Source organism: Halorussus litoreus (assembly GCF_003382685.1).
GTDB lineage: Archaea > Halobacteriota > Halobacteria > Halobacteriales > Haladaptataceae > Halorussus > Halorussus litoreus.
Genome location: NZ_KZ859504.1, coordinates 17,265 through 41,764, shown reverse-complemented (window position 1 = coordinate 41,764; position 24,500 = coordinate 17,265). Strand labels below are relative to the sequence as shown.

General features: G+C 68.1%; 22 protein-coding genes. 16 read left to right on the top strand and 6 right to left on the bottom strand.

Features of this window, described 5'->3' with window-relative positions; translation table 11 throughout:
* Positions 1-6: 6 nt before the first annotated feature.
* From DPQ64_RS00915 to DPQ64_RS00900, 4 genes are all read right to left on the bottom strand, one after another.
* Complete coding sequence (locus DPQ64_RS00915; RefSeq protein WP_115862482.1) at positions 7-858, bottom strand: ABC transporter ATP-binding protein; 852 nt, start codon at positions 856-858, stop codon at positions 7-9.
* A complete protein-coding gene (locus DPQ64_RS00910) occupies positions 858-1,970 on the bottom strand; it encodes a FecCD family ABC transporter permease (RefSeq protein WP_115862481.1) in 1,113 nt (370 codons plus the stop codon). The genes DPQ64_RS00915 and DPQ64_RS00910 overlap by 1 nt, the downstream gene beginning before the upstream one ends.
* Positions 1,971-1,975: 5 nt before the next feature.
* On the bottom strand, positions 1,976-3,193 hold the full coding sequence (locus DPQ64_RS00905; RefSeq protein ID WP_115862480.1) for an ABC transporter substrate-binding protein: 1,218 nt from the start codon (positions 3,191-3,193) through the stop codon (positions 1,976-1,978).
* A 116-nt stretch (positions 3,194-3,309) separates the two neighbouring features.
* Positions 3,310-4,176 (bottom strand): helix-turn-helix transcriptional regulator, encoded by an 867-nt coding sequence (locus DPQ64_RS00900; RefSeq protein ID WP_368275953.1) that lies wholly within the window; start codon positions 4,174-4,176, stop codon positions 3,310-3,312.
* 460 nt (positions 4,177-4,636) lie between these two features.
* On the opposite strand from DPQ64_RS00900, the gene DPQ64_RS00895 reads away from it, so the two are divergent.
* The 6 genes from DPQ64_RS00895 to DPQ64_RS18470 all read left to right on the top strand — a co-directional run bounded on the left by DPQ64_RS00895 (position 4,637) and on the right by DPQ64_RS18470 (position 10,802).
* Positions 4,637-6,286 carry an ABC transporter substrate-binding protein gene (locus DPQ64_RS00895; RefSeq protein WP_394338825.1) on the top strand — a complete coding sequence of 550 codons (1,650 nt, stop codon included), beginning with the start codon at positions 4,637-4,639 and terminating at the stop codon, positions 6,284-6,286.
* Positions 6,287-6,401: 115 nt separating this feature from the next.
* A complete protein-coding gene (locus DPQ64_RS00890) occupies positions 6,402-8,141 on the top strand; it encodes an ABC transporter substrate-binding protein (protein ID WP_115862478.1) in 1,740 nt (579 codons plus the stop codon).
* A 112-nt stretch (positions 8,142-8,253) separates the two neighbouring features.
* Positions 8,254-9,267, top strand: a complete 1,014-nt coding sequence (locus tag DPQ64_RS00885; protein ID WP_115862477.1) for an ABC transporter permease — start codon at positions 8,254-8,256, stop codon at positions 9,265-9,267.
* A complete protein-coding gene (locus tag DPQ64_RS00880; protein WP_115862476.1) occupies positions 9,264-10,223 on the top strand; it encodes an ABC transporter permease in 960 nt (319 codons plus the stop codon). Before DPQ64_RS00885 ends, DPQ64_RS00880 begins: the two co-directional genes overlap by 4 nt.
* 3 nt (positions 10,224-10,226) lie before the next feature.
* Positions 10,227-10,601 (top strand): DUF7268 family protein, encoded by a 375-nt coding sequence (locus DPQ64_RS00875; protein ID WP_115862475.1) that lies wholly within the window; start codon positions 10,227-10,229, stop codon positions 10,599-10,601.
* Positions 10,602-10,640: 39 nt separating this feature from the next.
* Positions 10,641-10,802 (top strand): hypothetical protein, encoded by a 162-nt coding sequence (locus DPQ64_RS18470; RefSeq protein ID WP_157971538.1) that lies wholly within the window; start codon positions 10,641-10,643, stop codon positions 10,800-10,802.
* Between the two features lie 408 nt (positions 10,803-11,210).
* Here the strand turns inward: DPQ64_RS18470 and DPQ64_RS00870 are convergent, their stop codons facing one another.
* Positions 11,211-12,548, bottom strand: a complete 1,338-nt coding sequence (locus tag DPQ64_RS00870) for a dihydroorotase (protein ID WP_115862474.1) — start codon at positions 12,546-12,548, stop codon at positions 11,211-11,213.
* 402 nt (positions 12,549-12,950) lie between these two features.
* On the opposite strand from DPQ64_RS00870, the gene DPQ64_RS00865 reads away from it, so the two are divergent.
* Both DPQ64_RS00865 and DPQ64_RS00860 read left to right on the top strand, forming a co-directional pair.
* Positions 12,951-13,382 (top strand): universal stress protein, encoded by a 432-nt coding sequence (locus DPQ64_RS00865; RefSeq protein ID WP_115862473.1) that lies wholly within the window; start codon positions 12,951-12,953, stop codon positions 13,380-13,382.
* A gap of 570 nt (positions 13,383-13,952) precedes the next feature.
* On the top strand, positions 13,953-15,062 hold the full coding sequence (locus tag DPQ64_RS00860; protein ID WP_115862472.1) for a DHH family phosphoesterase: 1,110 nt from the start codon (positions 13,953-13,955) through the stop codon (positions 15,060-15,062).
* A 90-nt stretch (positions 15,063-15,152) separates the two neighbouring features.
* Here the strand turns inward: DPQ64_RS00860 and DPQ64_RS00855 are convergent, their stop codons facing one another.
* On the bottom strand, positions 15,153-16,292 hold the full coding sequence (locus DPQ64_RS00855; protein WP_115862471.1) for a nitrous oxide reductase accessory protein NosL: 1,140 nt from the start codon (positions 16,290-16,292) through the stop codon (positions 15,153-15,155).
* A 137-nt stretch (positions 16,293-16,429) separates the two neighbouring features.
* Between DPQ64_RS00855 and DPQ64_RS00850 the strand changes: the two genes are divergently transcribed.
* The 8 genes from DPQ64_RS00850 (at position 16,430) to DPQ64_RS00815 (ending at position 24,381) form a co-directional block, all read left to right on the top strand.
* Complete coding sequence (locus tag DPQ64_RS00850) at positions 16,430-18,289, top strand: NosD domain-containing protein (RefSeq protein WP_115862470.1); 1,860 nt, start codon at positions 16,430-16,432, stop codon at positions 18,287-18,289.
* Entirely contained in the window at positions 18,279-18,983 is a 705-nt protein-coding gene (locus DPQ64_RS00845) for an ABC transporter ATP-binding protein (protein ID WP_115862469.1), read from the top strand. The genes DPQ64_RS00850 and DPQ64_RS00845 overlap by 11 nt, the downstream gene beginning before the upstream one ends.
* Positions 18,980-19,852 (top strand): ABC transporter permease, encoded by an 873-nt coding sequence (locus tag DPQ64_RS00840; RefSeq protein WP_115862468.1) that lies wholly within the window; start codon positions 18,980-18,982, stop codon positions 19,850-19,852. The genes DPQ64_RS00845 and DPQ64_RS00840 overlap by 4 nt, the downstream gene beginning before the upstream one ends.
* An 86-nt stretch (positions 19,853-19,938) precedes the next feature.
* On the top strand, positions 19,939-20,625 hold the full coding sequence (locus tag DPQ64_RS00835; RefSeq protein WP_115862467.1) for an SCO family protein: 687 nt from the start codon (positions 19,939-19,941) through the stop codon (positions 20,623-20,625).
* Between the two features lie 220 nt (positions 20,626-20,845).
* On the top strand, positions 20,846-21,985 hold the full coding sequence (locus DPQ64_RS00830; RefSeq protein WP_157971537.1) for a sulfite exporter TauE/SafE family protein: 1,140 nt from the start codon (positions 20,846-20,848) through the stop codon (positions 21,983-21,985).
* A complete protein-coding gene (locus DPQ64_RS00825) occupies positions 21,982-22,500 on the top strand; it encodes a winged helix-turn-helix transcriptional regulator (RefSeq protein WP_115862465.1) in 519 nt (172 codons plus the stop codon). The genes DPQ64_RS00830 and DPQ64_RS00825 overlap by 4 nt, the downstream gene beginning before the upstream one ends.
* A 92-nt stretch (positions 22,501-22,592) precedes the next feature.
* Positions 22,593-23,486 (top strand): sulfite exporter TauE/SafE family protein, encoded by an 894-nt coding sequence (locus tag DPQ64_RS00820; protein WP_115862464.1) that lies wholly within the window; start codon positions 22,593-22,595, stop codon positions 23,484-23,486.
* Between the two features lie 85 nt (positions 23,487-23,571).
* Entirely contained in the window at positions 23,572-24,381 is an 810-nt protein-coding gene (locus DPQ64_RS00815; RefSeq protein WP_115862463.1) for a BtpA/SgcQ family protein, read from the top strand.
* The last annotated feature ends 119 nt before the right edge of the window (positions 24,382-24,500 follow it).

Here is a 24,500-nt window from a genome sequence, read left to right as displayed (position 1 = left end):
AAAGCGTTACTTCTGATCCTCGTCGTGGAGTGGTCTCAGTAGCGTGATCTGGAGACCGTGTTCGGTCGTCGAAACCGCCGCCTCGATCTCGAAGACGTCCGCGAGGAGCTGGCTCGTGACGACCGTCTCGGGCGGTCCGGCAGCGTACACTGACCCGCCTTCGAGTGCGACCACGTGGTCGGCGTAGCGGGCCGCTTGAGCAATGTCGTGGAGCACGACCACAACCGTCGTCTCGCTCTCGTCGCGGAGCGTCTCGACGACCTGCATCACCTCCAGTTGGTGGTGCGGGTCGAGGAACGTCGTCGGCTCGTCCAGTAGCAACACGTCCGTGTCCTGGGCGAGCGCCATCGCGATCCAGACGAGCTGCGTCTGGCCGCCGCTGAGCGTACCGACCTCGCGGTCGCGGAGGTGCTCGACGCCCGCCATCGCGATGGCGTCATCGACGGCGGCCTCGTCGGCGTCGGTTCCCGACTCGAAGAACCCGCGGTGGGGGTAGCGGCCGCGTTCGACGAGCTCCTCAACACTGATGGTGTCCGGCGCGGTGTTCTGCTGGGAGAGCCGACCGAGCTTCCGCGCGAGTTCCTTCGAGCCGAACGAGTCGACGCGCCGGCCGTCCAGCAGCACGCGGCCGTCCTCGGGCTCCAGGCGGTTCGCGAGGCCCTTCAGCAGCGTCGATTTCCCGCTGCCGTTCGGCCCGATGAGCGCCGTCACCTCGCCCTCGGGGACCGCGAGCGTCTCCCCGTCGACGACCGGCTCGCCGGCGCCGGGGTAGCCGACGACGAGTTCGTCGGCGTTGATGGCCGTCTCGCCGTCACTCGCCTCCTCGGTCGGTTCGCGCGGTGTTTTTCCGTCCTGCATCACACTTCACCCAGGCTCTCGGTCTTCCGCATCAAGTAGAGGAAGTACGGGCCGCCGACCAACCCGGTGATGATGCCGACTGGGAGCTGGATGGGGCTGAGCGCGAGGCGCGCGCCAACGTCCGCGCCGACCAACAGCGCCGGCCCGAGGAACAGGCAGCCGACGAGCAGCCGCCGCGAGTCGCCACCGACGACGTTCCGCACCATGTGCGGGACGATGAGGCCGACGAAGCCGATGAGGCCCGCGACCGCGATGGCGGCCGCCGTCGACAGCACGGCGATGCCGGCGACTGCGAACCGCATCTTCTCGACGGGCATTCCCAACGATTCGGCGGTCTCCTCGCCGAGTGCGAGCACGTCCAGCTCCTGGGTCACGGTGAACGCGAGCGCGAGTGCCAGCACAGTGAACGGGGCCGCGATGCGGACCTCGCCCCAGTCAGTGTTCAACAGCGACCCGGAGAGCCACGCCTGCGCGGACATCACCGTGCCGAGGTCGTCGATGAAGAAGAACAGCGCGCGCTGTACGGACCCGAAGACGGTCCCGACAATGACGCCCGCCAAGACCAGCCGCACCGGGCTGGTGCCGTTCTTCCACGCGATGATGTACACCAGGAGGAACGCCGCGCCGCCGCCGAGCGCGGCGAGCACCGGAACAAACGGGAGAAACTCGGCGAACGCCGTCAGGACGACCAGCACGACGAGCCCGGCACCGTCGCTGACGCCGAGGATGTACGGGCTGGCGAGTTCGTTCCGCGTGGTGATCTGGAAGATGGCGCCGGAGACGGCGAGGTTCGCGCCAACGAGCGCGCCGACGAGGATGCGCGGCAGCCGGATGTTCCAGACGATGTGCTGTTGCTGGGTGAACCACTCGGGGACGTCGGTGCCGAGCAGGAACGACCGCCACGCCTCCGCGCTGAACAGGATACTGGGATCGAAGACCGCGCCCCAGGCTTCGCCAAGCGTCAACGGGAACGCACCGAAGCTCACCTGGAGGAGGGTCGCTGCGACCAGCACTGCGGCGCTCCCGAGCGCGACGCCCGCGAGCGCCGAGTCGGCGTACCAGCGGCTGGCCGCCGTCCGTCGGTCCCTGATGCGCTCGAATAGTCCCGGCATCGAACCTAAAGGTCGCCGTTGACGATGTCGACGAGGCGCTGGCGGTCAAAGAGCTGTTCGTCATTGGAGACGTCACCGACGGCGCCGGGCCACTGGCCGAACTCGTCGGGGTAGACCTGCTTCGCGACGGCCTCGGTGGAGAACATGTCGACGATGGGGCCCATGTACTGGCCACCGCTCCGGACGACGTTGCCGTTCTGAACGGCCGAGAGCTGCTGGCCGTTCTCGTTGTTCTCGAACGGCTCGATGACATTCGTGACGAACTCCTCGTGCGTCGAGGAGGTGAGGGCGCCGACAGCGCCGATGTAGTCGGGGTCGACCCGGAGTAGTTCCTCGTAGCCGACGGGACCATCGGGGTACTGGCCCTCGAAGGCGTCCTGCATGCCGAGGCGGTAGTAGGACTTGGTGTTGTTGCCGAGGCGGTGCAGTGGCGCGATGCGGAACCGCCCGGAGTCTGGGCTGACGCCGCGCCAGATGGCGGCGATCGTCGGCCGCTCGTTTTCCGGCGGTAGCCCGTCCTCGATGGTGTCAACGAGGTCGTCGTGCAGCGACTGCCACGCCTCGAACTGCTGCTGGCGCTGGAACACCTCCGCGACCTTCTCGAAGGCTTCGTACATCGTGTACGGGTTCGGGTCATTTTGGACGGCTGACTGCGGGGCGAAGCGCAGCGTGGTGCCGAGGAACGGGCCGGTCTGCGACTCAACGTCGTCGAAGTCGGAGTCGTCCCAGCTGACGTAGCGACCGATGTTGTCACGGGAGATGAGCCAGACGTCGGCATCGGCGGCGTAGAAGTTCTCCTTGTCGTAGCCGGACTCGGCGTCGCTGGCGATCTTGGTGATCCGGCTCTCGTCGAACCTGAGGTCGAGGAGGTCGTAGAACTTCAGAGGTGCACGTTCGAGGCCAGTGGTCGCCGTCGGGTGGATGCCGAGAGCCATCCCCATGTCGATGAAGGGGCTGGTGCCCACGCCGTACGTCTTCGGAATCTCCTCGAACGTGTACGGGTCGTTGGGCTCTATCTCGACCGTGTACGGTGTGGAATCGTCGGTCGTGGTCTCGGACTCGGTCGTCTCCGATTCTTTCGCCTCCGATTCGGACGCTTCGGTGGTCGTGTTCGGGGTCGATTCAGTCGTACTCGTCGAACTATCGTCGCTACCGGTACAGCCGGCGAGTCCGGCCGCGGCGATACCTGCGGTACTTGCGAGCAACTGGCGTCTGCGCACCATATATTTTAGGCTGGCCTAAAACATCTTAATGATTCTCTCCGTTCGGAGTGACGCGGTCGATTGGCTGTTCACGGCGTGTTATCGATGACTGGCCCTGAACGCGAACGCATCGACAGTCACACCTCGTCGTCGCTGACACGCTGTTCGAGCGGTATCGCGCTCTCGCGGTATCGCTCGACCGTCTCGCGCGCCCATTCTACCACTTCGGGATGCGTGGATCGGATGATGTCGAAGCCCGTCTCGTGCTCCCGGTCGACCGTCAGGAACACCGCCTCGTCGTCCATGAGGTCGATACTACAGGGTACTCGTTCGTCGGTGCTGTAGTAGACGGTCGACCCGGCAGTAGCCTCGATATCCCGCCACCGGTCGAACAGCGACGGGTCGTCGAGCATCGTGTCGGTAACGTCCGAGTCGAAGACGGCCGCTCCGTCGGGTTCGGTCCCGCTTCGCACGGTCTCCCCGAACGAGTACATCGGCAGCGAGATGAACGTCCCCAAAAGCGAGCGAAACGACGACGCGTCCCGAACCGCGTTGGCGACGACGCGGGCACTGGCCAATGGGTCGGTACTCTCGGCGGCCACGAGTTCACCGTCGACCAGACACCGGAGGTCGAAGCCGAACCACTCCGCCGGCAGTCGCTCGACCACGTCGGGATACTCCCGGCCGACAGAGACGGTCCCGAGCAGTCGGGCGACGTCCCGGTAGACCAATTCGCCGAACGCGGTCAGAGCGTACCTGTTTTCGGGCGGTCGTCGCGTAATCCACTCCCGATCCTCCAGATCGCGGAGGATGCGACTCAGCGTCACGCGCGTCACGTCCATCCGTTCGTTTATTTGGTTCCGCGTACGTTCCCTTCCGTTCAAAAGTCCAAGAACGCGGATGCGGTGTTCTGAGCGGGCGAGAAACGCCATCGGCTCGACAGCGTCTGTCGGCAACTCGTCGACGGTTCCGTCCTCCGTTCGGTCGTCAGCGTTCGTGGACATCATCTGATTGGCGACCAATTGTTTAGGGCGGCCTAAATCAGTTCCTACTTCCGGAGCCGAGGCCCGCTATCGTCGTCGCGTCCTGCCCGTTCTGGGCTTCTCGACAGATCCCAACCGGTCTTCAGAGGCGCCGCCGATCTCCCGGCAATGCTTGCGGCGAGACATCACAGTTGAACCAACCGACCCACCGACCAATCCGCTCCCGTAGGCTTTTATCCAAAATCATTGATTGGTGGGGTGGATGACTTCAAACGACACATCCGTTTCAAGGCGAAGCTTGTTGAAGGCAGCCGGCGGGGCGGCCGCGTCGGCGTCCGTCGCGGGGTACGTGGGAACAGGGAGTATGGACGACGTGCAGGACCAGGAGGGCGGGACCGTCACGTACGCCCGGGGGAACGACTCGGGCACGCTCGACCCGCAGAACACTACGAGCGGCGAGGACGTGAAGGTCATCAACCAGATGTACGACACGCTCATCGACTTCGAGCCGAACCAGACCTCGCTGCAGGCGGGGCTGGCAACCGAGTACTCGCTCGACGGGACGACGGCGACCCTCACGCTTCGGGAGGGCGTGCAGTTCCACAACGGCGAGGAGTTCACCGCCAGCGACTTCATCGCCACCTACCGGCGGTTCACCGACTCGGACTACCAGTACTACCCGGGCGACGAATACATCTCGGCGTACGGTCCGTTCACGCTGGGTAACTGGGTCGAGAGCGTCGAACCGGGCGGGGCGGCCGGCGGCGGAGCGGGAACGACCGCTGGCGGAACGGAGACGGACGGGGGAACGACCACCGAGGCCGCGATGGTCGATCAGGAAACGACGACCGGTACCGGCACCGAGACGGCGGCCGGGACGACGACCGCTGCGGAGGACGGAACGGAGACCGCCGCTGGCGGCACCGAGACGGTGACTCCGACGGAGGGCGACGACCAGTACGGCCTCACTATCGAACTCAGCCAGCAGTACGCACCGTTCCTGCGGAACTTGGCCATGTTCGCCTCCAGCGTGCTCTCCCGGCAGGCGATCCAGGAGTACGGCACCGACCTGAACCAGAACCCGGTCGGGACGGGCGCGTTTCAGTTCGAGAACTGGGATCAGGGCAACCAGCGTATCCGCCTGTCGGCCAACGGCGACTACTGGGGCGAGGGGCCGTTCGTCGACGAGGTGGTGTTCACGGCCATCGGGCAGAACACCTCCCGCGCCCAGACGCTCGTCTCGGGCGGTGCGGACATCATCGACGGTCTGGGTGCCCAGTCGTCTCAGATCGTCGATAACTCCGACGCGACCGAACTGATCCGAACGCAAGGGATCAACATCGGCTACATGGCGTTCAACATGGCGCGATTCGAGCCGTTCCGCGACCGACGGGTGCGGCAGGCGATCAGCTACGCCGTCGACACCGAGGCCATCGTCAACACCATCTTCCAGGGTATCGCGGTGCAGGCGAGCCAGCCCATTCCCGAGCAGGTGCTCGGCTACAACGAGGAGTTGGACCCCTACCCGCACGACCCCGAGCAGGCCCAGTCGCTGCTCGACGAGGCGGGCTACGGCGACGGCTTCGAGTTCGAACTCGCCACGTTCCAGAACCCCCGCACCTACAACCCCTCGCCCATCCAGGCCGCCCAGACGGTCCGGTCGAATCTCGACGAGGTCGGCATCTCGGTCACCGTCAACCAGCAGCCGTTCAACCCCTTCCTGGAGTACACCTCGCAGGGACAGCACGACGCGTGTTTCCTCGGGTGGATGACCGACAACGGCGACCCGGACAACTTCTACTACGCGCTGTTGCATCCGGGTATCGACGTCGAGGACGTGCCCGAAGGCCAGGACTGGGTGAGCTTCGACACCGAGGGGTTCAACACGACCAACCGCGCGGCGTGGGCCAACACCGAGTTCATGGAGGTCGTCGAGGAAGGCCAGGGTACCCTCGACGAGGACCAGCGCGCCGAGCTCTATCGGGAAGCCGGTCAGATCGCCCACGACGAAGCGCCGTGGGTGTTTATCGACCACGCCGAGGAGCTCCGCGGCGTCGCCAACCGGATAGGGAACTTCCAGATTGCGCCCATCAGCGGGCCGCTACTCAAACGGGTGCGGATTCAAGGATAGCTCGATTCGTTCTTTCGTCGGTCGACGAAACGGTACCTCAATATCGAGTTATCGTTTTATTTTGGTCTGGTTTAGGTTCGGCATACTTATGTGGGAGGTCCGAGGAACATGGCCTATGGCGCCAGACGACAGTCTCAAGCGGCGTAGCTTCCTGAAGGCGGCTGGCGGTGCGGCGGCCGCGGCCACGTTGGCCGGATGTACCGGCGACGATACCCAGGAGTCGACAGACACGACCGAGGAGAGCGGTGGCGACGACACCACCGAGGAGATGGGCGGCGAGGAGACGACCGCCGAGGACGATTCCGAGAGCGGCGGGACGACCCTCACGTACGCCCGCGGGAGTTCCTCGGGGTCGCTCGACTTCCAGAGCACCACCAGCGGCGAGGTCGCGAAGGTCACCAACCAGATCTACAACGGCCTCGTCCAGTTCGATCCGGGCACGACGTCCATCGTCTCCGGACTGGCCACCGAGTACAACGTCGACGGGTCGACCATCACGATGACGCTCCGGGAGGGCGTCCAGTTCCACAACGGCGAGGAGTTCACCGCCGACGACTACGTGGCGACCTACGAGCGGTTCACCAATCCCGACCACGAGTACTACCCCGGCGACGACTACGTGTCGGCGTACGGTTCGTACTCGCTGGGCACCATCGACTCGGTCGAGAAGACGGGCGACTACGGGCTCGAGATCACGCTGGCGAAGCCGTACGCTCCGATGATCCCGAACCTCGCGATGTTCTGCTCGCGAGTCCACTCGGAGGCCGCCATCCAGGAGTACGGCGACACCCTCAACGAGAACGCGGTCGGGACCGGCCCGTTCGAACTCGACAACTGGGATCAGGGTAACGAGCGCATCCGACTGTCGGCCAACGACGACTACTGGGGCGAAGTCCCGAAGGTCGACGAGGTCGTGTTCACGGTCGTCGGCAAGAACAACTCGCGCGCCCAGACGCTCGACTCGGGCGGCGCGGACATCATCGACGGCCTCGGTGCGGGCTCCTCGCAGATCGTCGAGGAGTCGAACAACGCCGAACTCGTCTCGATGCCCGGCATCAACGTCGGCTACATGGCGTTCAACATGGCGCGGTTCGAGCCGTTCCGCAACAAGAAGGTCCGGCAGGCGGTCAACTACGCCATCAACACGAAGGCCATCGTCGACACCATCTTCCAGGGCATCGCCTCGGAGGCGAGCCAGCCCATCCCCGAGAGCGTGATGGGGTACAACGACAGTCTCGACCCGTACCCGTACGACACCGAGCAGGCCCAGTCGCTGCTCGAAGAGGCGGGCTACGGCGACGGCTTCGAGTTCGAGCTCGCCACCTTCAAGAACCCCCGCACCTACAACCCCTCGCCCATCCAGGCCGCCCAGACGGTCAAGTCCAACCTCAACGAGGTCGGCATCACGGTCAACATCAACCAGCAGCCGTTCGACCCGTTCCTCGAGTACACGGACACGTACAAGCACGACGCGTGCTTCCTCGGCTGGATGACCGACAACGCCGACCCGGACAACTTCCACTACGCACTGCTCCACCCCGGCGTCTCGACCGACGCCGTGCCCGACGGGCAGGACTGGATCGACCCGGACAACCACGACGGCATCAACACGCTCGACGCGGCCGCGTGGGCCAACACCGAGTACATGAACCTCGTCGAGGAGGCCCAGACGAGCTACGAAGAGAGCGCGCGCGCGCCCAAGTACGAACAGGCCGCCGAGATCTTCCACGAGGAAGTCCCGTGGGTCGCCATGAACCACGCCAAGGCGCTCCGCGGCGTCGGCAACCACGTCGAAGGCTTCAAGATCGCGCCCATCGCCGGGCCGTTCCTCAACGTCGTCTCGCTGAACGAGTGAGATCGGCCCGAACCAGTGGTGCTCGGTGCCGACTGAACGGCGACGCCCGACCGCGGTGACGGCGCCGCGGTAGCGAGTCTTTTTTGTCCCTCGCAATTCTTTCCCCGAGTGAATGATTTCCAAGCGGTTTGTGATAAAGCGGCTACTGCTCCTCGTCCCGGTGCTGTTCGGGGTGGCGACGTTCGTCTTCGCCATCCTGCACCTCTCGCCGGGCGACCCCGCGCGGGTCATCGCGGGCCAGCGGGCGTCCGAGGAGTTCGTCCGCCAGATTCGGACGGAGCTCGGTCTGAACGACCCCATCTGGGTGCAGTACGGCCGCTTCCTCTTCGAGGCGGTTCAGCTCGACTTCGGCCAGTCTTACCAGATCCAGCGCGGCCAGCCTGTCACGGAGGTGCTCCGGTACAAGCTGCCGGTCACGCTGGAGATGGCCATCTACGGACAGTTGTTCGGCATCCTGCTGGGCATTCCGGCCGGACTGCTCGGCGCGGTCAAACAGGACGCGGTGAGCGACCACGTGACCCGAATCGGCGCGCTGACGGGTATCTCGGTCCCCATCTACTGGAGCGGCCCGCTCGTCATCCTGCTGTTCGCGCAGGTGCTGGGCTGGTTCCCGGCGAGCGGTCGCATCGCCTCGGAGTTCAGCATCGAACCGATAACCGGCGTGATCACCTTCGACACGCTCATTAGCGGCAACTTCGCGGCGTTCCAGTCGGCCGCGATGCATCTGTTGCTCCCGTCGCTGGTCATCGGCATCTATTCGATGGCACTCATCTCGCGGATGATGCGGTCGTCGATGCTGGAGGTCATCCGCCAGGACTACATGCGGACCGCCCGCGCGAAGGGTCAGGGTTCGAAGATCACCGTGATGAAACACGGCTTCCAGAACGCACTCATCCCGGTCGTGACGGTTATCGGCATCCAGTTCGGCTCCCTGCTGGGCGGCGCGGTGCTGACCGAGACCGTCTTCGGCATCGCGGGCATCGGCACGTTGCTGGTGCGCGCGATTCAGGTCGGCGACTACCCCATCGTGCAGGGCACCGTGCTGACGTTCGCGTTCCTGTTCACGATGGTGAACCTGCTCGTGGACATCACCTACTCCTACCTCGACCCGAGGATCGAACAATGAGCACGCAAACTGAAACCGAGGACGTGGGGGACCGCGGCGTCGTCGAGCGACTCCGGGCCTCACCGTTCCTCTCGCAACTGCTGTCGAATCGACTCGCCGTCGCGGGGCTGGCCATCATCTTCGGCATGTTGGCCATCGGCCTGTACGCACGGCTGTTCATCGACCTCCAGTCGGTCACCACCAGCCAGATTGGCACGAACCCCAACGTCGCGCCGCCGAGCTGGCTCGGCCCGAAGGAGGCGCAGGTCGTCACCGACTACGGCACGTGGGCGTACCCGTTCGGGACCGACATCCAGTCGCGCGACATCTTCCGGCGCGTGCTGTACGGCGCGTGGATCGCGCTCAAGTTCGGTACCATCACGGTCGCGGCCTCGACGGTGCTGGGGGTCGGCCTCGGCATCATCGCGGCGTACTACGGCGACATCACCGACAACGTCATCATGCGGACGATGGACGTACTGTTGGCGTTCCCGAGCCTCCTGCTCGCGCTCGCGCTGGTCGCCATCTTCGGAAGCGGTCTCTGGAAGGTGGTCATCGCGCTCACGCTCGTCTACACCCCGCGATTCGCCCGCGTCGTCCGCGGGGCGGCGCTGAAGGTGCTCGAAGACGAGTACATCGAGGCCACCGAGGCGCTCGGGGCGAAAGACCCCCGGGTGCTGGTGCGCCACATCCTGCCGAACTGCCTCGCGCCCATCACGGTCCAGTCGACGCTCAACTTCGGCCTCGCCATCATCGACATCGCGGCTCTCTCCTTCCTCGGGTTCGGCTCCGAGGCCGGGACGCCCGAGTGGGGCCTGATGCTGGCCAACGGCGTCGAGCTGGGCCTGCTGACCGGCGACTGGTGGTGGTCGTTCTTCCCGGGACTGTTCCTCGCCATCACCGTCCTCGGGTTCAACCTGCTTGGCGACGGGATGCGCGACGCGCTCGACCCGCGGATGCGCGAGACCGTGGACTGACCGATGGCGTCGGACTCGGCGGACGAATCGTCGCCGACGCTCCGCGATTATGCAATGCTGATCGGCCGCGCGCTCGCGCTCGGCGCTGTCCTCGCCGGGGTTGCGGTCCCGTTGGTCGTCCTCTCGGGTGAATCGGTCCGGTTCGCCAGCGAGAAGGTGTTCGCGGTCGCCGCACTCGTCTTCGGCTTCTCGATACTCGGTTGGTCCGGGTCGGTGTTCGCGGGCCGGGGCATCGAGAACTTCCAGCGGTACATCGGCGGGCGCTCGGACTGGTCGGAGGCCGACTCCCGGCGCGCGATGATGGTCCTCGGCAGCGTCGGGGCTGGCGGCATGGTCGGGGCGAGCCTGACGACCGCGGTGGTCGGAGCGGTGGTCTGACCGCGCTAATTTAAGTGAGCGCGCCGGCTATCGGCGGGCATGAACGAGGTTACGCGACAAGCAATCGCCGTCGGCATCGGGCTCGCGTTCGTGGTCTGGCAGGCTTCTCAGGAGCCGGGGCGAGCGTTCGCCGCTATCCTTGCAGTCGCCGCGGTCGGGTACGCAATCGCGCCGATCGTTCGCGACGGCGTCGCAGGATAGCGTTCGCTCGCAACGGTACGATAGGATAGGACAGGACTTCTCGAAACGGAGTGGCGGGACGAAGAGCGCGCGGTCCCGCCGGAACGGCGGCGAGGGAGTCAGACCTCGCCGTGGGCTCCAGTTGCGGACGAGCACCCGGAGTCGGCCGGTGGTCTGTCTTCGTCGGGCGGTGCGTCAGTCGGCTGCGGTGTGCCGACGGGGCGTTCTACGGAGTGTTACCACATAACGCCGAGTTTCCGGGCAATATATTCACCCCTCGTCGAGATATCGCTACGAACGTAGCCCTAGCTCCGTAATACCTGTTCAAACAGCCAGAATTGACAGGGGAGAACGGGCCGTCGCTTGCTACGCATCGAATTCGGTCCTCGCCACTCGTCGAACGAGAACCGCACTGGCCGCGCAGAGTCGTCACTCGCGGACGTTCTCGCCGACCGGGTCGCCGAAGCGCTCGCTGTCCTCGTCGCGCTCGTAGACGACCTGTCCGCGAACCATCGTCAGCTCGGGGAACACGCCCGCCATCCCCTCGAACGGGGTCCAGCCGCACTTCGAGTGGAGATCTTCGCCGCGTATCTCCCGCGAGTCGTCGGGGTCGACCAGCACGAGGTCGGCCATCAGCCCCTCTTCGACCCGGCCCCGCCGCGTGAGCCCGAACACGTCGGCGGGGTTTGCCGCGGTCAGGTCGCGGACGCGCTCGTAGCTCAGGTTACCCGTCCGGGCTTCCTCCAGCAGGAGCGGCAGCGCCGTCTCGACGCCGGGCACGCCGCTCGGGGCGTCCCAGATGCCGGCGTCCTTCTCCTCGCGGGTGTGGGGCGCGTGGTCCGTCGCGACCATGTCGACGGTGCCGTCCGCCACGCGCTCGAAGAGCGCCTCGCGGCGAGACTCGCTCCGGAGCGGCGGGTTCATCCGCCCGAAGGTGCCCAGTTCGTCGTAGTCCTCGCGAGACAGGAACAGGTGGTGGGGCGTCACCTCGCAGGTCGCGTCGGCCGCGGTTGCCACGTCGACACCTTGGGGCGTGCTGGTGTGGGCGACGTGGATTCTGGCGTCGAGTTCGTCGCCGATCTCGCAGGCGCGCTCGACCGCCGCGACCTCGGCCTCGGCGGTCCGGTAGGCGCTCCACGCGTCGGCTCGCGGGCGATGCTCGCTCGCCCGTTCCGAGGCGCTACGCGCCTCGCGGTCGTCCGCGGACCGTTCGGTCGCGGCCTCCGAGAACAGGTCGGCGTCCTCGGCGTGGACGGTGACCACGCGGTACTCGTCGGTCGCGCGCTCGACCGCCTCGCGGAACAGTTCTTCTTCGATGCCCATCTCGCCGGTCGAGTCCGCGAGGAACACCTCGCCGAGCGCGAGCACCGGCCGGTCGAACAGCTCCTCGGAGTCCCACTCCTCGGTGACCCCGCCGTTGATGCCGTAGTCGACGTACGAGGACTCCGCGCGGTCGGCCTTCCGGTCGAACGCCTCGCCGTCGACGGTCGGTGGATCGGTGTTGGGCTGGTCCACGACGGTGGTGACCCCACCCGCCGCGGCCGACCGGCTACCGGTCTCCCACGTCTCCTTGTGGGAGAAACCGGGCTCGCGGAAGTGAACGTGGGCGTCGATCATCCCCGGCAGGAGGAGCTTTCCGTCGGCGTCCAGCGATTCGCCGGACTCGGTGAGCGTCGAGCCGACCGCGGCGATGCGACCCGCGGCCGTGTCCACGCGCACGTCGACTTCGCGGCCGTCGGCCAGCGTCGCGTTCCGGATAGTGAGCATTTCTCGTCCGGTGGTTGGAGACTAGCCGTTCTAAGCCTCCCGGTTCGCCGGCTTCGCGGGACTGGCGTCGAGATCGCCGTCGTTGGGGCCGGCGTCGCGTGTGGACTCGCCACCCATGTTCAGATACGCGCGACCACCCCTGTTTCACGGGGTGAGTCAACCGATAGTCCTGGAGGACTGAAAGGGCGAGGGCAGTTCGGCGACCCCGACGACGCACGCACTGGGCCGAACGACCGCAGGGAGTGAGGGAAGCGCGCAGCGAGTGAGGGAAGCGCGCAGCGAGTCGCGGGAGCCGAACTGTCCGAGCTTTCGAAACCACAAAACTATCTCTACAGGCCTATCGCAACACTACCGCCACACGACCCACCGATATTTAAGAGGCGTCCGACAGTACACGCGGTCATGATAGACAACGTCGTCATCGCCACGGACGGCTCCGAAAGCGTCACGCGGGCTGTGCGGGTCGCGCTCGACCTCGCCCGGCGGTTCGATGCCTCGGTCCACGCCCTCTACGTGGTCGACCGCGGCGAGATCGAGTCCTCGCCCGAGGAGTTGCGCGACGAACTCCAGAACGCACTCGAGTCGCAGGGCGAGGACGCGCTCGCCGCCGTGCGCGAGCACGCCGACCGGGGCGTGACCACCGCGGTCCGGGAAGGTCGCCCGGCGGCCGAGATCACCGAGTACGCCCGCGAGCAGGACGCCGACGCGGTCGCCACCGGCACTCGGGGTCGCCACGGCGAGAACCGCTTTCTCATCGGGAGCGTCGCGGAACGGGTGGTGCGGTCGTGTCCGGTTCCCGTGTTGACGGTTCGGCAACTCGAAAACGACGCGTAATCTGTCGGATTCTCGTTTTTGAGTCCGTCCGCGATTCGTTTCCTATCGAGGTTCTCTGAAGCGCGAATAGCAAGTTCGGAGCGAAGACTGTTTAGAAAGCCCCCGCCCGCTCGCTTTGCATCTCAGTCGATTTTGGCCTAACGACGAGAGCCAGGATCGGGAACGTTTTGAAAGCCCCCGCCCGCTCGCGGTCGCTCCGGCGGATATTCTCGCGCCTCGCTTCGCTCGGCGCTCCGAATAGAGCCGCCGGAGGCGACCACGTAAACGCGAGCGGGCGGCCCCTTTCAGTCCCACCCGGCGGAATTCGTTGCACCGGCCGATACTCGGTGGTCGGTCCCACCGAGCGCGAGCCTCAGGCCTCCCCAGCCTCCTGCGGTCCTCGGTCGCTACGCTCCACTGCGGTCCTCGTCCCTCGCACGGTTTGGCGCGACACGAGGTCGCGCCAGCGCGCGCCGGGTCGAAAGTTGCATCGAGCGCAGCCTGCTGGAAGCTTCATCGAGCGCGGTCCGGCAAGTATCCATCCCGTTTCACAACCGAGGATTCTTCCCCGCCGCACCCGGAGTGAAACCCATGAAAGACTGGGTCATCGACGACGACAATCTCTCCCTCGAGCGCAAGTCAATCCTGCCGGGCGAGGGCTTCTTCGTCCCGGATTCCGTCGAGGAAGCGAAAGAGGAGGCCGAGGTCGAGGCGGCGCTGACCGGCGCGGACGTGGTGATCGTGGCCGACCCCGACGCCGACGGCCTCGCCTGCACCGCGCTCGTCCGCGAGGCGTACGGCGACGCCGCGCTCGTCCCCGCCGGGCCCCACGACCTCGACGACGCGCTCGAACGCGTGGCCGAGTACGGCGAACCCGGCGCGACCGCGTTCGTCTGCGACCTCTGTCCCGACAGCTACGACGACGTGGGCGAGGCCCTCGAATCGCTGGTCGGGAGCGCGAACGCGGTCCGGTGGTTCGACCACCACCAGTGGGCCGACCCGGTGGCCGCCGCGGTCCGCGACGCGGGCGTCGACCTCGTCGTCGGCGACAGCGAGGAGGAGTGTACCGCCGACGTGGCGGTCCGCGCGCTGGAGTACGACTTCCCGGACTACCTCGTCGAACTCGCGGCCGTCACCCGCGACCACGACCTCTGGATCCGCGACGATCCGCGGAGCGACGACCTCGCGGACTTCTCCTACTGGGCCGACCCCGAAGAGTACATCGAGGCCGTCGCCGAGCACGGCGCGGACCTGCCCGAGGACGTCGAGGAGTTCCTCGCCGAGATGCGCGTCGAGAAGGACGCGCTGATCGAGAAGGCGGTCGCCCGCGCAGATATCGAGGAGGTCGGCCCGTGGACGGTCGGCGTCACCTACGGCCGGTGCTCCCAGAACGAGGTCGCCGAGGCGCTCCGCCAGCAGGGCACCGACGCCGCCGTGGTCGTGAAACCCTCCGGGAGCGCCTCGATCCGCGGCACCGACAACTTCGAGCGCGCACACGAGGTCGCACGACAGGTCAACGGCGGCGGCCATCCCAAGGCCGCGGGCTGCAAGCCGGGCATCTACGACGACATGCTCGACTACGCCCACCACTGGACGACCCGCGGGGCCGTGGCAAAGCAGGTGATTCTCGACGCCTTCCGAAATCTGGAGGTCGAAGAGGCAGTGGGCGAAGAAGACGGGAAGGCGGACGAGGGCGAGTAAGAAACGTAGACGCCACCGAGCGAGCGCGGCGGCGCGAGCCGAGGGCGACCGTCGGCAGGAGCCGAGGGGAGCGACGACGGGGCGGAAGCGTCAGTAGTGCTTGCCCCGGTACTGCTCGCCGAGTTCGGTCGTGAAGTCGGTCAGTCGCACGACGTCGTCGGTCGTGCGGTCGTCGTACTGCTCGACGTAGCTCTCGGCGTCGGGCCGCTCGGCGTAGGGGACCGGATTGGACATCATCGGCAAATCGGAGACGCGCCCGCCCTTCGTTTCGAGGACGAACCACGCTTCGAGCGCGTCGGTCAACTCGTCGGTGGCGTAGTCGTGGACCCACGTCGAGACGATGCCGTCCTGCTCGCGGCCCTCAGCGAACGTGGCGGTGTCGGCGTAGAACGCGCCGAGACACCCCGGCGAGCAGGGGTACTCCCGACCGCCGTCCTCGAACGCGACCTGCGCGTTGCCGTCGGGGAACTGCGCCGATTTCATCCCGCACACCGGACAGGTCGCGTCCTCGGGAACCTCGACGGCGTCGAGGACCGACGGGCCGCTCACGTCCGGGAGGAATCGGCCGCGATACGTGTTGGCCAGCGACGGGTCGAACGCATCGAATCCCACGACGGCGTGTTTCGTGACGTCGTCGTACTCGCCGACGTAGCTGTCGGCGTCGGCGACCTCGGCGTACGGGAGCGGGTTTCCGCTCATCGGCCCGCCGGCCCGGTCGTCGTTCGGGTCGAGGACCCAGCTCGCGGCCGTCGCGTCTATCAGGTCGGTCGTCGCCCGGTCGTGCGCCCACGCCGACGCGATGTCCTCGACGGTCGCGCCGTCGACGAAGGTGCCCGGCTTCGCTGCGAGGGTGACCAGACACCCCGGCGAGCAGGCGTACGCGCGCTTCCCGCCGTCGAAATCGAGCGTGAGTTGGCCGTTCCAGTCCGGGAAGTTGGCGACCGTCATGCCACAGACCGCGCACTCGTCCGACTCGGACGGCTCGACCGGCTCCGAGAGCGCGACCGTCTCGGCGTCCGTGGTCGTCTCGGCGTCCGTCGTGGTCTCGTCTTCCGTGGTCGTCCCGCTCTCCGTCGTCTCGCCTGCCGTCGTCGTCTCGGACGCCTCCGTCTCGGTTTCCGTGCCGTCGCCGCCGGCACAGCCGGCCAGTCCGGTCCCGAGGGCGACTGCCCCGGCGGTCAGTACCGTTCGGCGGTCGAGAGCCCGGTTGGGCGTGTCGTCGTCGTGCATACGCCCAACTCCTCCGCGGGGGTTAATGAGTGGGATGGCACGGTACTCGAAACGGGGAACGGGCCGCGCCCGGGTTCCCGGGTTCGAAGAACGTACTACCCCGCTTTAGGCGCTCGACTCGGAACGGTCGGGACACGATGCGCCGAAGCGTCGCCGCCGCGCTGGTGGTCCTCGTCGCGGGCGCGTACGTCGGTCCGTTCACGGTGGACGCGACGCCGTCCCCGGAGCCGGTGGCGTTCGATCACACCGTCAGGGTCGGTCTCCCGGTCGAGACGGTCCGGACTGCCCAGTCTGGCGGTCACGTCGTTCCGAGGGTCGAAGTCTTCTACGCCCAGTACGACCGCGTGGTCGGCCACTACGGCGTGGCGTCGTTCGTGGAGACGAGTCGCCGACCGGGCCACACCGCCCGGTTCGGGCCGCCGCTCGCGGTCTACGTGAGCGACTTCGCGGGGACCGACCCCCGACTCACCGACGGCTTGTTCGTGAACGCGAGCGGCGATCCCGGCTGGGTTCGCGCCGCGGAGGCCCGCTTCGTGGTCGCGCGGGCGGGAGACGGGACGCGGGTCGTCCCGTTCGGCGACCCGGCCGCGGCCCGGTCGTTCGCCCGGCAGGTCGACGGGACGGTCCGTGACTGGGGGTCGGTTCTCGAAACGGTCTCGGGGCGCGAATCGTACGATTACGACTCGCGGGTCGAGCGGCGGCACGCGTCCGCCGACCGGACCGTCGCAACACTTCGGCCCCTGCTCGACCGGCCGGTCTCGGTCGTCGTCGGGGAGGACGCACCTACCGTCGCGGCCGCGGTCGAGCAGGCCCCGCCGAATACGACGGTCGTCGTCCCCGGCGGCGTCTACCGCACCCGCGTCCGCGTCGACAAGCCGTTGACGCTCCGGGGCGCGGGACCGAACGCGACCGTCTTCGACGGTGGCGGCGACGGGACCGTCGTGTCCGTCGACGCGCCGCGAGTCGCGGTCACCGACCTCGCGGTGGAGGGCGTCGGCACCCAGACTATCGACGCCGACGCAACGACTACCGGCTGGGACTCGTCGGTCGAGCGCACCTACGGCCGGGGCGACGCCGGAGTCGCGGTGCTGAACGTCTCGAGCGTCCTCGTGGACGACGTCATGGTCGAGACGCCCTCGAACGGCGTCCTCGTGCGCGACGCCGACCGGACGGCCGTGACCAACGTCACCGTCCGCGGCAATCCGGTCCAGACGGAGGGGTACATGGGCGTGATGGCGATGCGGTCGTCGGTGGTCGTGCAGGACTCGACGTTCGTGGACGGCCGGGACGGCGTCTACGCCCACCGCGCCGACGGTCTGGTGGTCCGGAACTCGACCATGCGGGACCTCCGATTCGGCGTCCACCTGATGTACACCTCCGGGTCGCTGCTGGCCGGCAACCGGGTTCTGGACGCCGACACCGGGCTCGTGATAATGACCCGGCCTGCCGACAACGCGGTGGTGGGCAACGACGTTCGACGCTCGAACCACGGCATCGTGACCGCCGGGGCCGACTCCTACGTCGCCCGGAACGTCCTCGCGGACAACGGCGTCGGACTCAAAATCGGGTCCCGGACCTCGCTGTACGAGCACAACGCGCTCGTCGGCAACGAGGTGGGCGCGGAAGCGAGTTCGTTCGTCGCCTCGAACCGGGTCGTGCGCAACGACTTCGTGGACAACGCCCGGGCGGTCCGGGACGGTGCGGGCCAACTGCGGGTCTGGTCCGCGAACGGGTCGGGCAACTACTGGGACGACGCCGTGGGGGTCGGTCAGGACGGCGGCCTCGACCGACCCTACCGACCGACCGGTCCGGCCGACCGCGACCTGCGTCGCCCCGGCGCGCTCGCGGTCGCGCGCTCGCCGGTCGCCGTCTCGCTCCGCGCGCTCAGGGGCGCGGTCCCCGGCATGCGCGACCGGGGCGTCCTCGACCGAACGCCGTCCGCGACCCCGCACAACCCCGTCCTGCTCCGCCGAGCGGAGGCCACACATGCCACGTGACACCGCCCTGTCGACCTCGAACCTGACGCACAGATACGGCGACCTGACCGTCCTCGCGGACCTCTCCCTCGACGTCGCGGTCGGCGATCTCACGGCGGTCGTCGGCCCGAACGGGGCCGGCAAGTCGACCCTGCTCCGGGTCGCCGCCGGACTGGAGACGCCCGCCGAGGGCGAGGTGGCCCGACCCGACCCCGACCGGGGCCACGGCGTCGGCTATCTGCCGCAGGCGTTCACGCCCCGCGCGGAGTTCACCGTCGCCGAGACCGTGGCGTACTTCGAGGCCGCGGTCGAGGCCGGGCCGGACCCCGAACGACTCCTCGACCGCGTGGGGCTGGCGGGCGTGGCCGACCGCCAGGTCGGGGCGCTGTCGGGCGGCATGCGGCGACTGCTCGGCCTCGCCGTGGCGAGCGTGGGCGACCCCGCCCTGCTCGTGCTCGACGAACCCACGAGCGGCCTCGACCCGACGATGACCCGCCGGGTGTTCGAGGCGGGGTCGGCGCTGGCCGACGACGGGCGCGCCGTACTGGTGGCCACCCACGACCTCCGGGCGGTCGAGCGGGACGCCGACCGGGTCGTCCTGCTCGACAGGGGACGGGTCCGCGTCGACGGTCGCGACGTCGAACGGCTGGCCGCGCGATACGAGTCGACCGTCGAGGCCGATTCGGGAACGACCGTCCGGGAGGGCGCGCGATGACCGGCGCGAAGTCCGCAGACGAGAGTCGATCTCACGAGGCCGGCGCGCGTCGGTCGCGCGCGACCGACGCGCGCCACGCGCTCGCTCGCGCCCGCCGCGAACTCCGGAGCGTCCGGCGGACGCCCGCGCTTCACGCGCTCATCGCGGGCGTGGCAGCCGCGTTCACCGCGTTCGCGTGGACGGCTGGCGCGTCCGACGGGTACGTCCCGACCGTCGTTGCGCTGTCGACGCCCGCGGAGGTTCTCGTCCCGGTGCTGGGGTTCGCACTGGGCTATCGCGTCCTGCTCGACGACCGCCGGGGCGGCGAACTCGCAGTCCTCGATACGCTCCCACCGTCCGACGCGTCGGTCGTGGCCGGCACCGCCCTCGGTCGCGGGGTGGCGCTCGCGGTCGGGGTCGCGGTCGCGCTCGCGCCAAGCCTCCTGCTGGCGTGGCTCGCGGGCGGGTCAGGGTCGGCGCTGTACGCGGCACAGCGGGGTGCGGACTCGCCGCTCCTGTTCGCCCGGTTCGTCGCGCTCACCACCCTGTTCGGGCTGTCGGTGCTGTCGGTCGCGCTGGCAACCTCGGCGGTGGCCGACCGGCCCCGGAGCGCGGTCGCGCTGGTCGCGGTCGTCTGGGTCCCGGTCGCGGTCGCGGCCGATCTCGGCAGCCTCGCCGCGCTGTCGGGAGCCGTTTTCGGGCCGGACGCGGTGGTGGCGCTGCAGGCGGTGAGTCCGGCGAGCGCCTACCGCGGACTCGTTCTCGAAACCGTGCTGGGAGCGGCGACCGGGCCGTCGGTCCGGGCCGGCGCGCCCGCCCTCGACGCCGCGAGCCTGCTCGCGTGGACGGTTGGAGGGCTGGCACTGGCGACCGGACGGCTCCGGGAGTAGGGCACCCCCATCACGACGGCTCCGACGGTCGCCCGTTCGAGAATCGGACTACGGTGTTTTCTACCCCGGAGTCCCCTCCATCGGACATGGACCGACGACGATATCTCGCCGCGCTCTCGGGAATCGGCGCGACCGCCGGCTGTCTCGGCGTGAACGTCGGCCCGTTCGGGGGCGACGGCTCCGCGAACGCCTACCTCGACGAACCCGACCGGGAGGTCGACGGCTCGGCCCTGCCGTATCCGACCTACGGCGACGAACTACCCGAGGTGACGGTGGCCGACCCCGTGGCCGGCCGGGACGTGACCACGACCGCGTTCGACGACCGGGAGGTGCTGATGACGTTCTTCTACAGCCACTGCAACACGGTCTGTCCGTTCCTCATCTCGTCGCTCCGGTCGGTCAAGACCGCGGCGGTCGAGGGGGGGTACGGCGACGAGCTCGCGGTTCTGGCGGTCACGTTCGACCCGGAGCGCGACACGGCCGACCGACTTCGGGAGTACGCCGAGACCATGAACGTCGACCTCGACGCCGACAACTGGTTCTTCCTTCGGCCGGAGACCGAGGACCGCGCCAAGAGCGTCGTCCAGGAGACGTTCGGCGTCGCCTTCGAGAAGACGGGCGCGACCGACAGCAGCATGTACATGTTCAACCACCTCGGGCTCGTGGTACTCGTCAACCGGGACGGCTACGTCGAGCGCGCCTACTCCGGCGACGACCCGAAGGCCGACCGCATCCAGCGCGACCTCGAAACCGTCCGGACGCGCGTGGCCTGACGCGGTCCGCGCAGCAGGACGTACGTCGCTTGGCCGCGCCCAGGGGCGTACGTCGCTTGACCGTGCGGTCGAGACGCTTCGCGGGAGCGGTCGGGGCGAACGCCAGAGCCGCATCGATACGTGCCGCAGGCGGGTAAATCCTGTAGTACGGTTCTCGAAAGTGAGAATCCAAGCGGAACCTAAAGACGCCGAGTGGGAACGTCGGGGTGAGCGCGTTCCCGTGAGTCCTCTCCCGTCCGTCGACGCCGCCGTGGGAGCCCCGGTCGAACTGGGTCTGTTCTTCGTCATCGGCCTGTTCGGCACGAGCCACTGCCTCACGATGTGTGGGCCGCTCGTGTCGGTCTACTCCGAGCGACTCGCCGAGAAGAACGCCCGTCGGGACCGGACCGACCGCGCGTCGACCGAGCAGTTACTGGTCCAGCACGCGCTGTTCAATCTCGGACGGCTCACCATCTACGCCACGCTGGGCGGCCTGTTCGGCCTGCTCGGCAGCACCGTATTCCGGACCGCCGACGTGGTCGTCGTCTTCGGAAGTGAACTCCGGGGGATCGTCGGCATCGCGACCGGTCTGCTCGTGGTGCTGACCGGCGCTGCCCACGCCGCGGGCCGACACAGCGGTGCCCTCTCGGGTGAAGTGCCGATGCTGGCCGGCATCACCCGGCGAATACGCGAAGGCGTCCACTCGGAACTCGACCGATGGCTCGGCGGCTACCGGACGTTCGTCCTCGGGTTCGTCCACGGCTTCCTGCCGTGTCCGCTCCTCTACCCCGCGTTCCTCTACGCGTTCACCACCGGCGACCCGGTCGGCGGCGCGCTGGCGCTGGCCGTGCTGGGAGCGGGGACGTTCCCCGCGATGTTCCTGTACGGGACGCTGTACCAGACCGCGGCGCCGCGTCGGCACGCCTTCGTCTATCGGCTGGTTGGCGTGGCGTTCGTCCTGCTCGGTGTCAACACCCTGCTGTTGGGAACGTCACTGCTCGGCTTCGACGTGCCGTACCTGTTCCGGGCTCCCGTCTACCAGCCGCTCGGGTCGCCCGGCGTCCAGCACGTCCCCGTCCTCGTGGCACTGCCGGTCGCCAGCGTCGGGTCGCTACTGCTGGTGGGGGTCGGCGCGGTCGCGCTGTACCGACGCCGGTCGGTCTCGTACCTGCTGGTGACTCTCGCGCTGGTGGCGTTCACCGCCCAGACGCTCGCCTCGACGCTGACGTACCTGGACGTGCTGGCCGGCGACACCTACCAGCTACTCGATTACCTCTCGAACGCGGTGACGGTACTGCTGATACTGGGTGCCATCTACTACGTCTCGGTCGAAGAGAACGACGCTGCCGACGAACCGATAGAGGAGATCGACGAGAGATGAACGAGACGAGACGACGCATCAGAACGCATATCGACGACAACCCCGGCGTCCACTTCAAGGGACTCGTCCGCGAGCTGGAGATGGCATCAGGGCAGGTCCAGCACCACGTCTACCGACTCATCCGAGAGGACGATGTGGTCGAGGAGTCGCTGTACGGTCGCTCCCACTACTACTCGCCGGACTACGACGAGTGGGAGCGGGGTGCACTGGCGCTGTTGCGCCGCGAGACCGCCAGAAACGTGCTGGTCGAACTGCTCGAAGACGACGGTCGAGCGCCGGCCGACCTCGCCGACGCCGTCGGGGTCGCCCGGAGCACGCTGGAGTGGCACCTCGACCACCTCGTCGAGCAGTCGGTGGTCGAGAAGCGCCGCGACGACGCGGGGCGAGTGACCGTCCACCTGACCGACCCCGAGGACACCGCGCTCCTGCTGGCGGAAATCACGCCGTCGTACTCCGACCGGTTCGTCGACCGGTTCATGCGACTGGTCGACCAACTGCTCGAAGACGCCGCCTGACGGTCGGTCTGTTGCTCGCCGACGCCACCCCGGTCTCGCTTTCGAGAACCGTGCCCCACCCTACTTGGGACGCCGGTACCAGCACACGGACGATGGACTTGACGCCGGTCGGGGGTGCAACGGACCTGGCACTGAATGGGGGCCTCGTCGTGCTACAGTCGGGAGGAGCGTTCGCGATCGCGCCGCGGGTCGAACTCTCCGTGTTCCTACTTATCGGCCTCCTCGGGGGAGCACACTGTCTGGGCATGTGCGGGCCGCTGGTGTCGATGTACGCTGACCGGATGGACGGCGGCACCGACGAGCGGGCCGTGACCCTCTACGGGGTTCGCCAGCAGTTGCTGTTCAACCTCGGTCGCGCGGCGACATACGCCCTGATCGGCGGCGCGATGGGCGCGCTCGGCGCGGCCGTGGTCGACGCGGCCGCCGTCGCCTCGGCCGCCAACGCGGTCCGGGCGGTGGTCGGAGTAGTCGTAGGGCTGTTCGTGGTCGCGGTCGGAGTCCAGTACGCCCGAGGCGACACGACCGGCGGCGTCGTGGGCAGACTCGAACGCGGGCGGTTCGGGGCCACCCTCGGCCGGGCGACGGCCGCGCTCACCGGCCGGATCGACGGGTGGGTCGACGGCCCGCGAATCGCGTTGCTCGGGGCGGTCCACGGTGTCCTGCCGTGTCCGCTCCTCTACCCTGCGTACCTCTACGCGCTAGCGCGGGGAGACCCGGTCGGCGGTGCGCTGGCGCTCGGGACGCTGGGCGTCGGGACGGTGCCGGCACTGCTGGTCTACGGCACTCTGTTCGAGTCGATGGGCGCGGCCACGCGGACCCGCCTCCACCGCGCGCTCGGCGTCGCGTTCGTCGTCCTCGGTTATCTGCCGCTCTCGCACGGACTCGTCCTGCTGGGCGTCCCGGTGCCGTTTCCGCCGGTCCACGAGATAATCTATCAACCGGTCGACGCCATCGTGAGCGCCGCCGAGTACTGTCTGCCGGCGTAGTCGTCTGCCGACGGCGCTGACGGGGCTTCGCGCCGTCCGCGCCACGAGCGAACCGTTTAACCGCGGACCCGTCCTTCTCCGAGGCATGACTCTCGCTATCGACGCCGAGAAGCCCGTGGTCGGCATGGTCCACCTCGGTCCCCTCCCGGGCGCACCCAAGTTCGCCGGTGACTTCGAAGCGGTCCAAGACGCCGCCGTCCGCGACGCCCGACGACTCGAAGCCGGGGGCGTCGACGCCCTGATGGTCGAGAACTTCGGAGACGCGCCGTTCTACCCCGACGACGTGCCCGAGCACGTGGTCGCGTCGATGACCCGCGTCGCGACCGAGATCCGCGGGTCGGTCGATCTCCCGCTGGGGATCAACGTCCTCCGGAACGACGCGACGGCCGCGCTCTCGGTCGCTGCAGCAGTCGACGCGGCGTTCGTGCGCGTGAACGTCCACGTGGGCGCACGCGTGACCGACCAGGGAATCGTCGAAGGCGCGGCCCACGAGACGATGCGCCTGCGCGACCGACTCGGGAGTGAGGTCAGCGTCCTCGCGGACCTCGACGTGAAGCACTCCGCGGGGCTCGCCGACCGCCCGCTCGACGCCGAAGCGGTGGCCGAGCCGGTCGAGCGCGGACTCGCCGAGGGCGTGATCGTCTCCGGCGCGGGCACCGGCCACGAGGTCGATTCGGGCCACCTCGACGCGGTGGCGGCGGCCCGCGACGAGGCAGGACTCGACGCGCCCGTCCTCGTCGGCAGCGGCGCGACCGCGGAGAACGTCGCCGACCTGCTCGCGGTCGCAGATGGGGTCGTCGTCGGCACTGCGCTCAAGGAGGGCGGCGAGACGACCAATCCGGTCGACCAGGACCGCGTCGCGGCAGTCGTCGCGGCCGCCGACGAAGTGCGGTAGAGCACGGTCGCCGACGCAGTGCGGTGGAGCACGGTCGCCGACGCAGTGCGGTAGAGCAAGACCACCAACGCAGTGCGGTCGGGCCCGACCCGCGGCCCACCTCCGCCCCCGCCCGACCG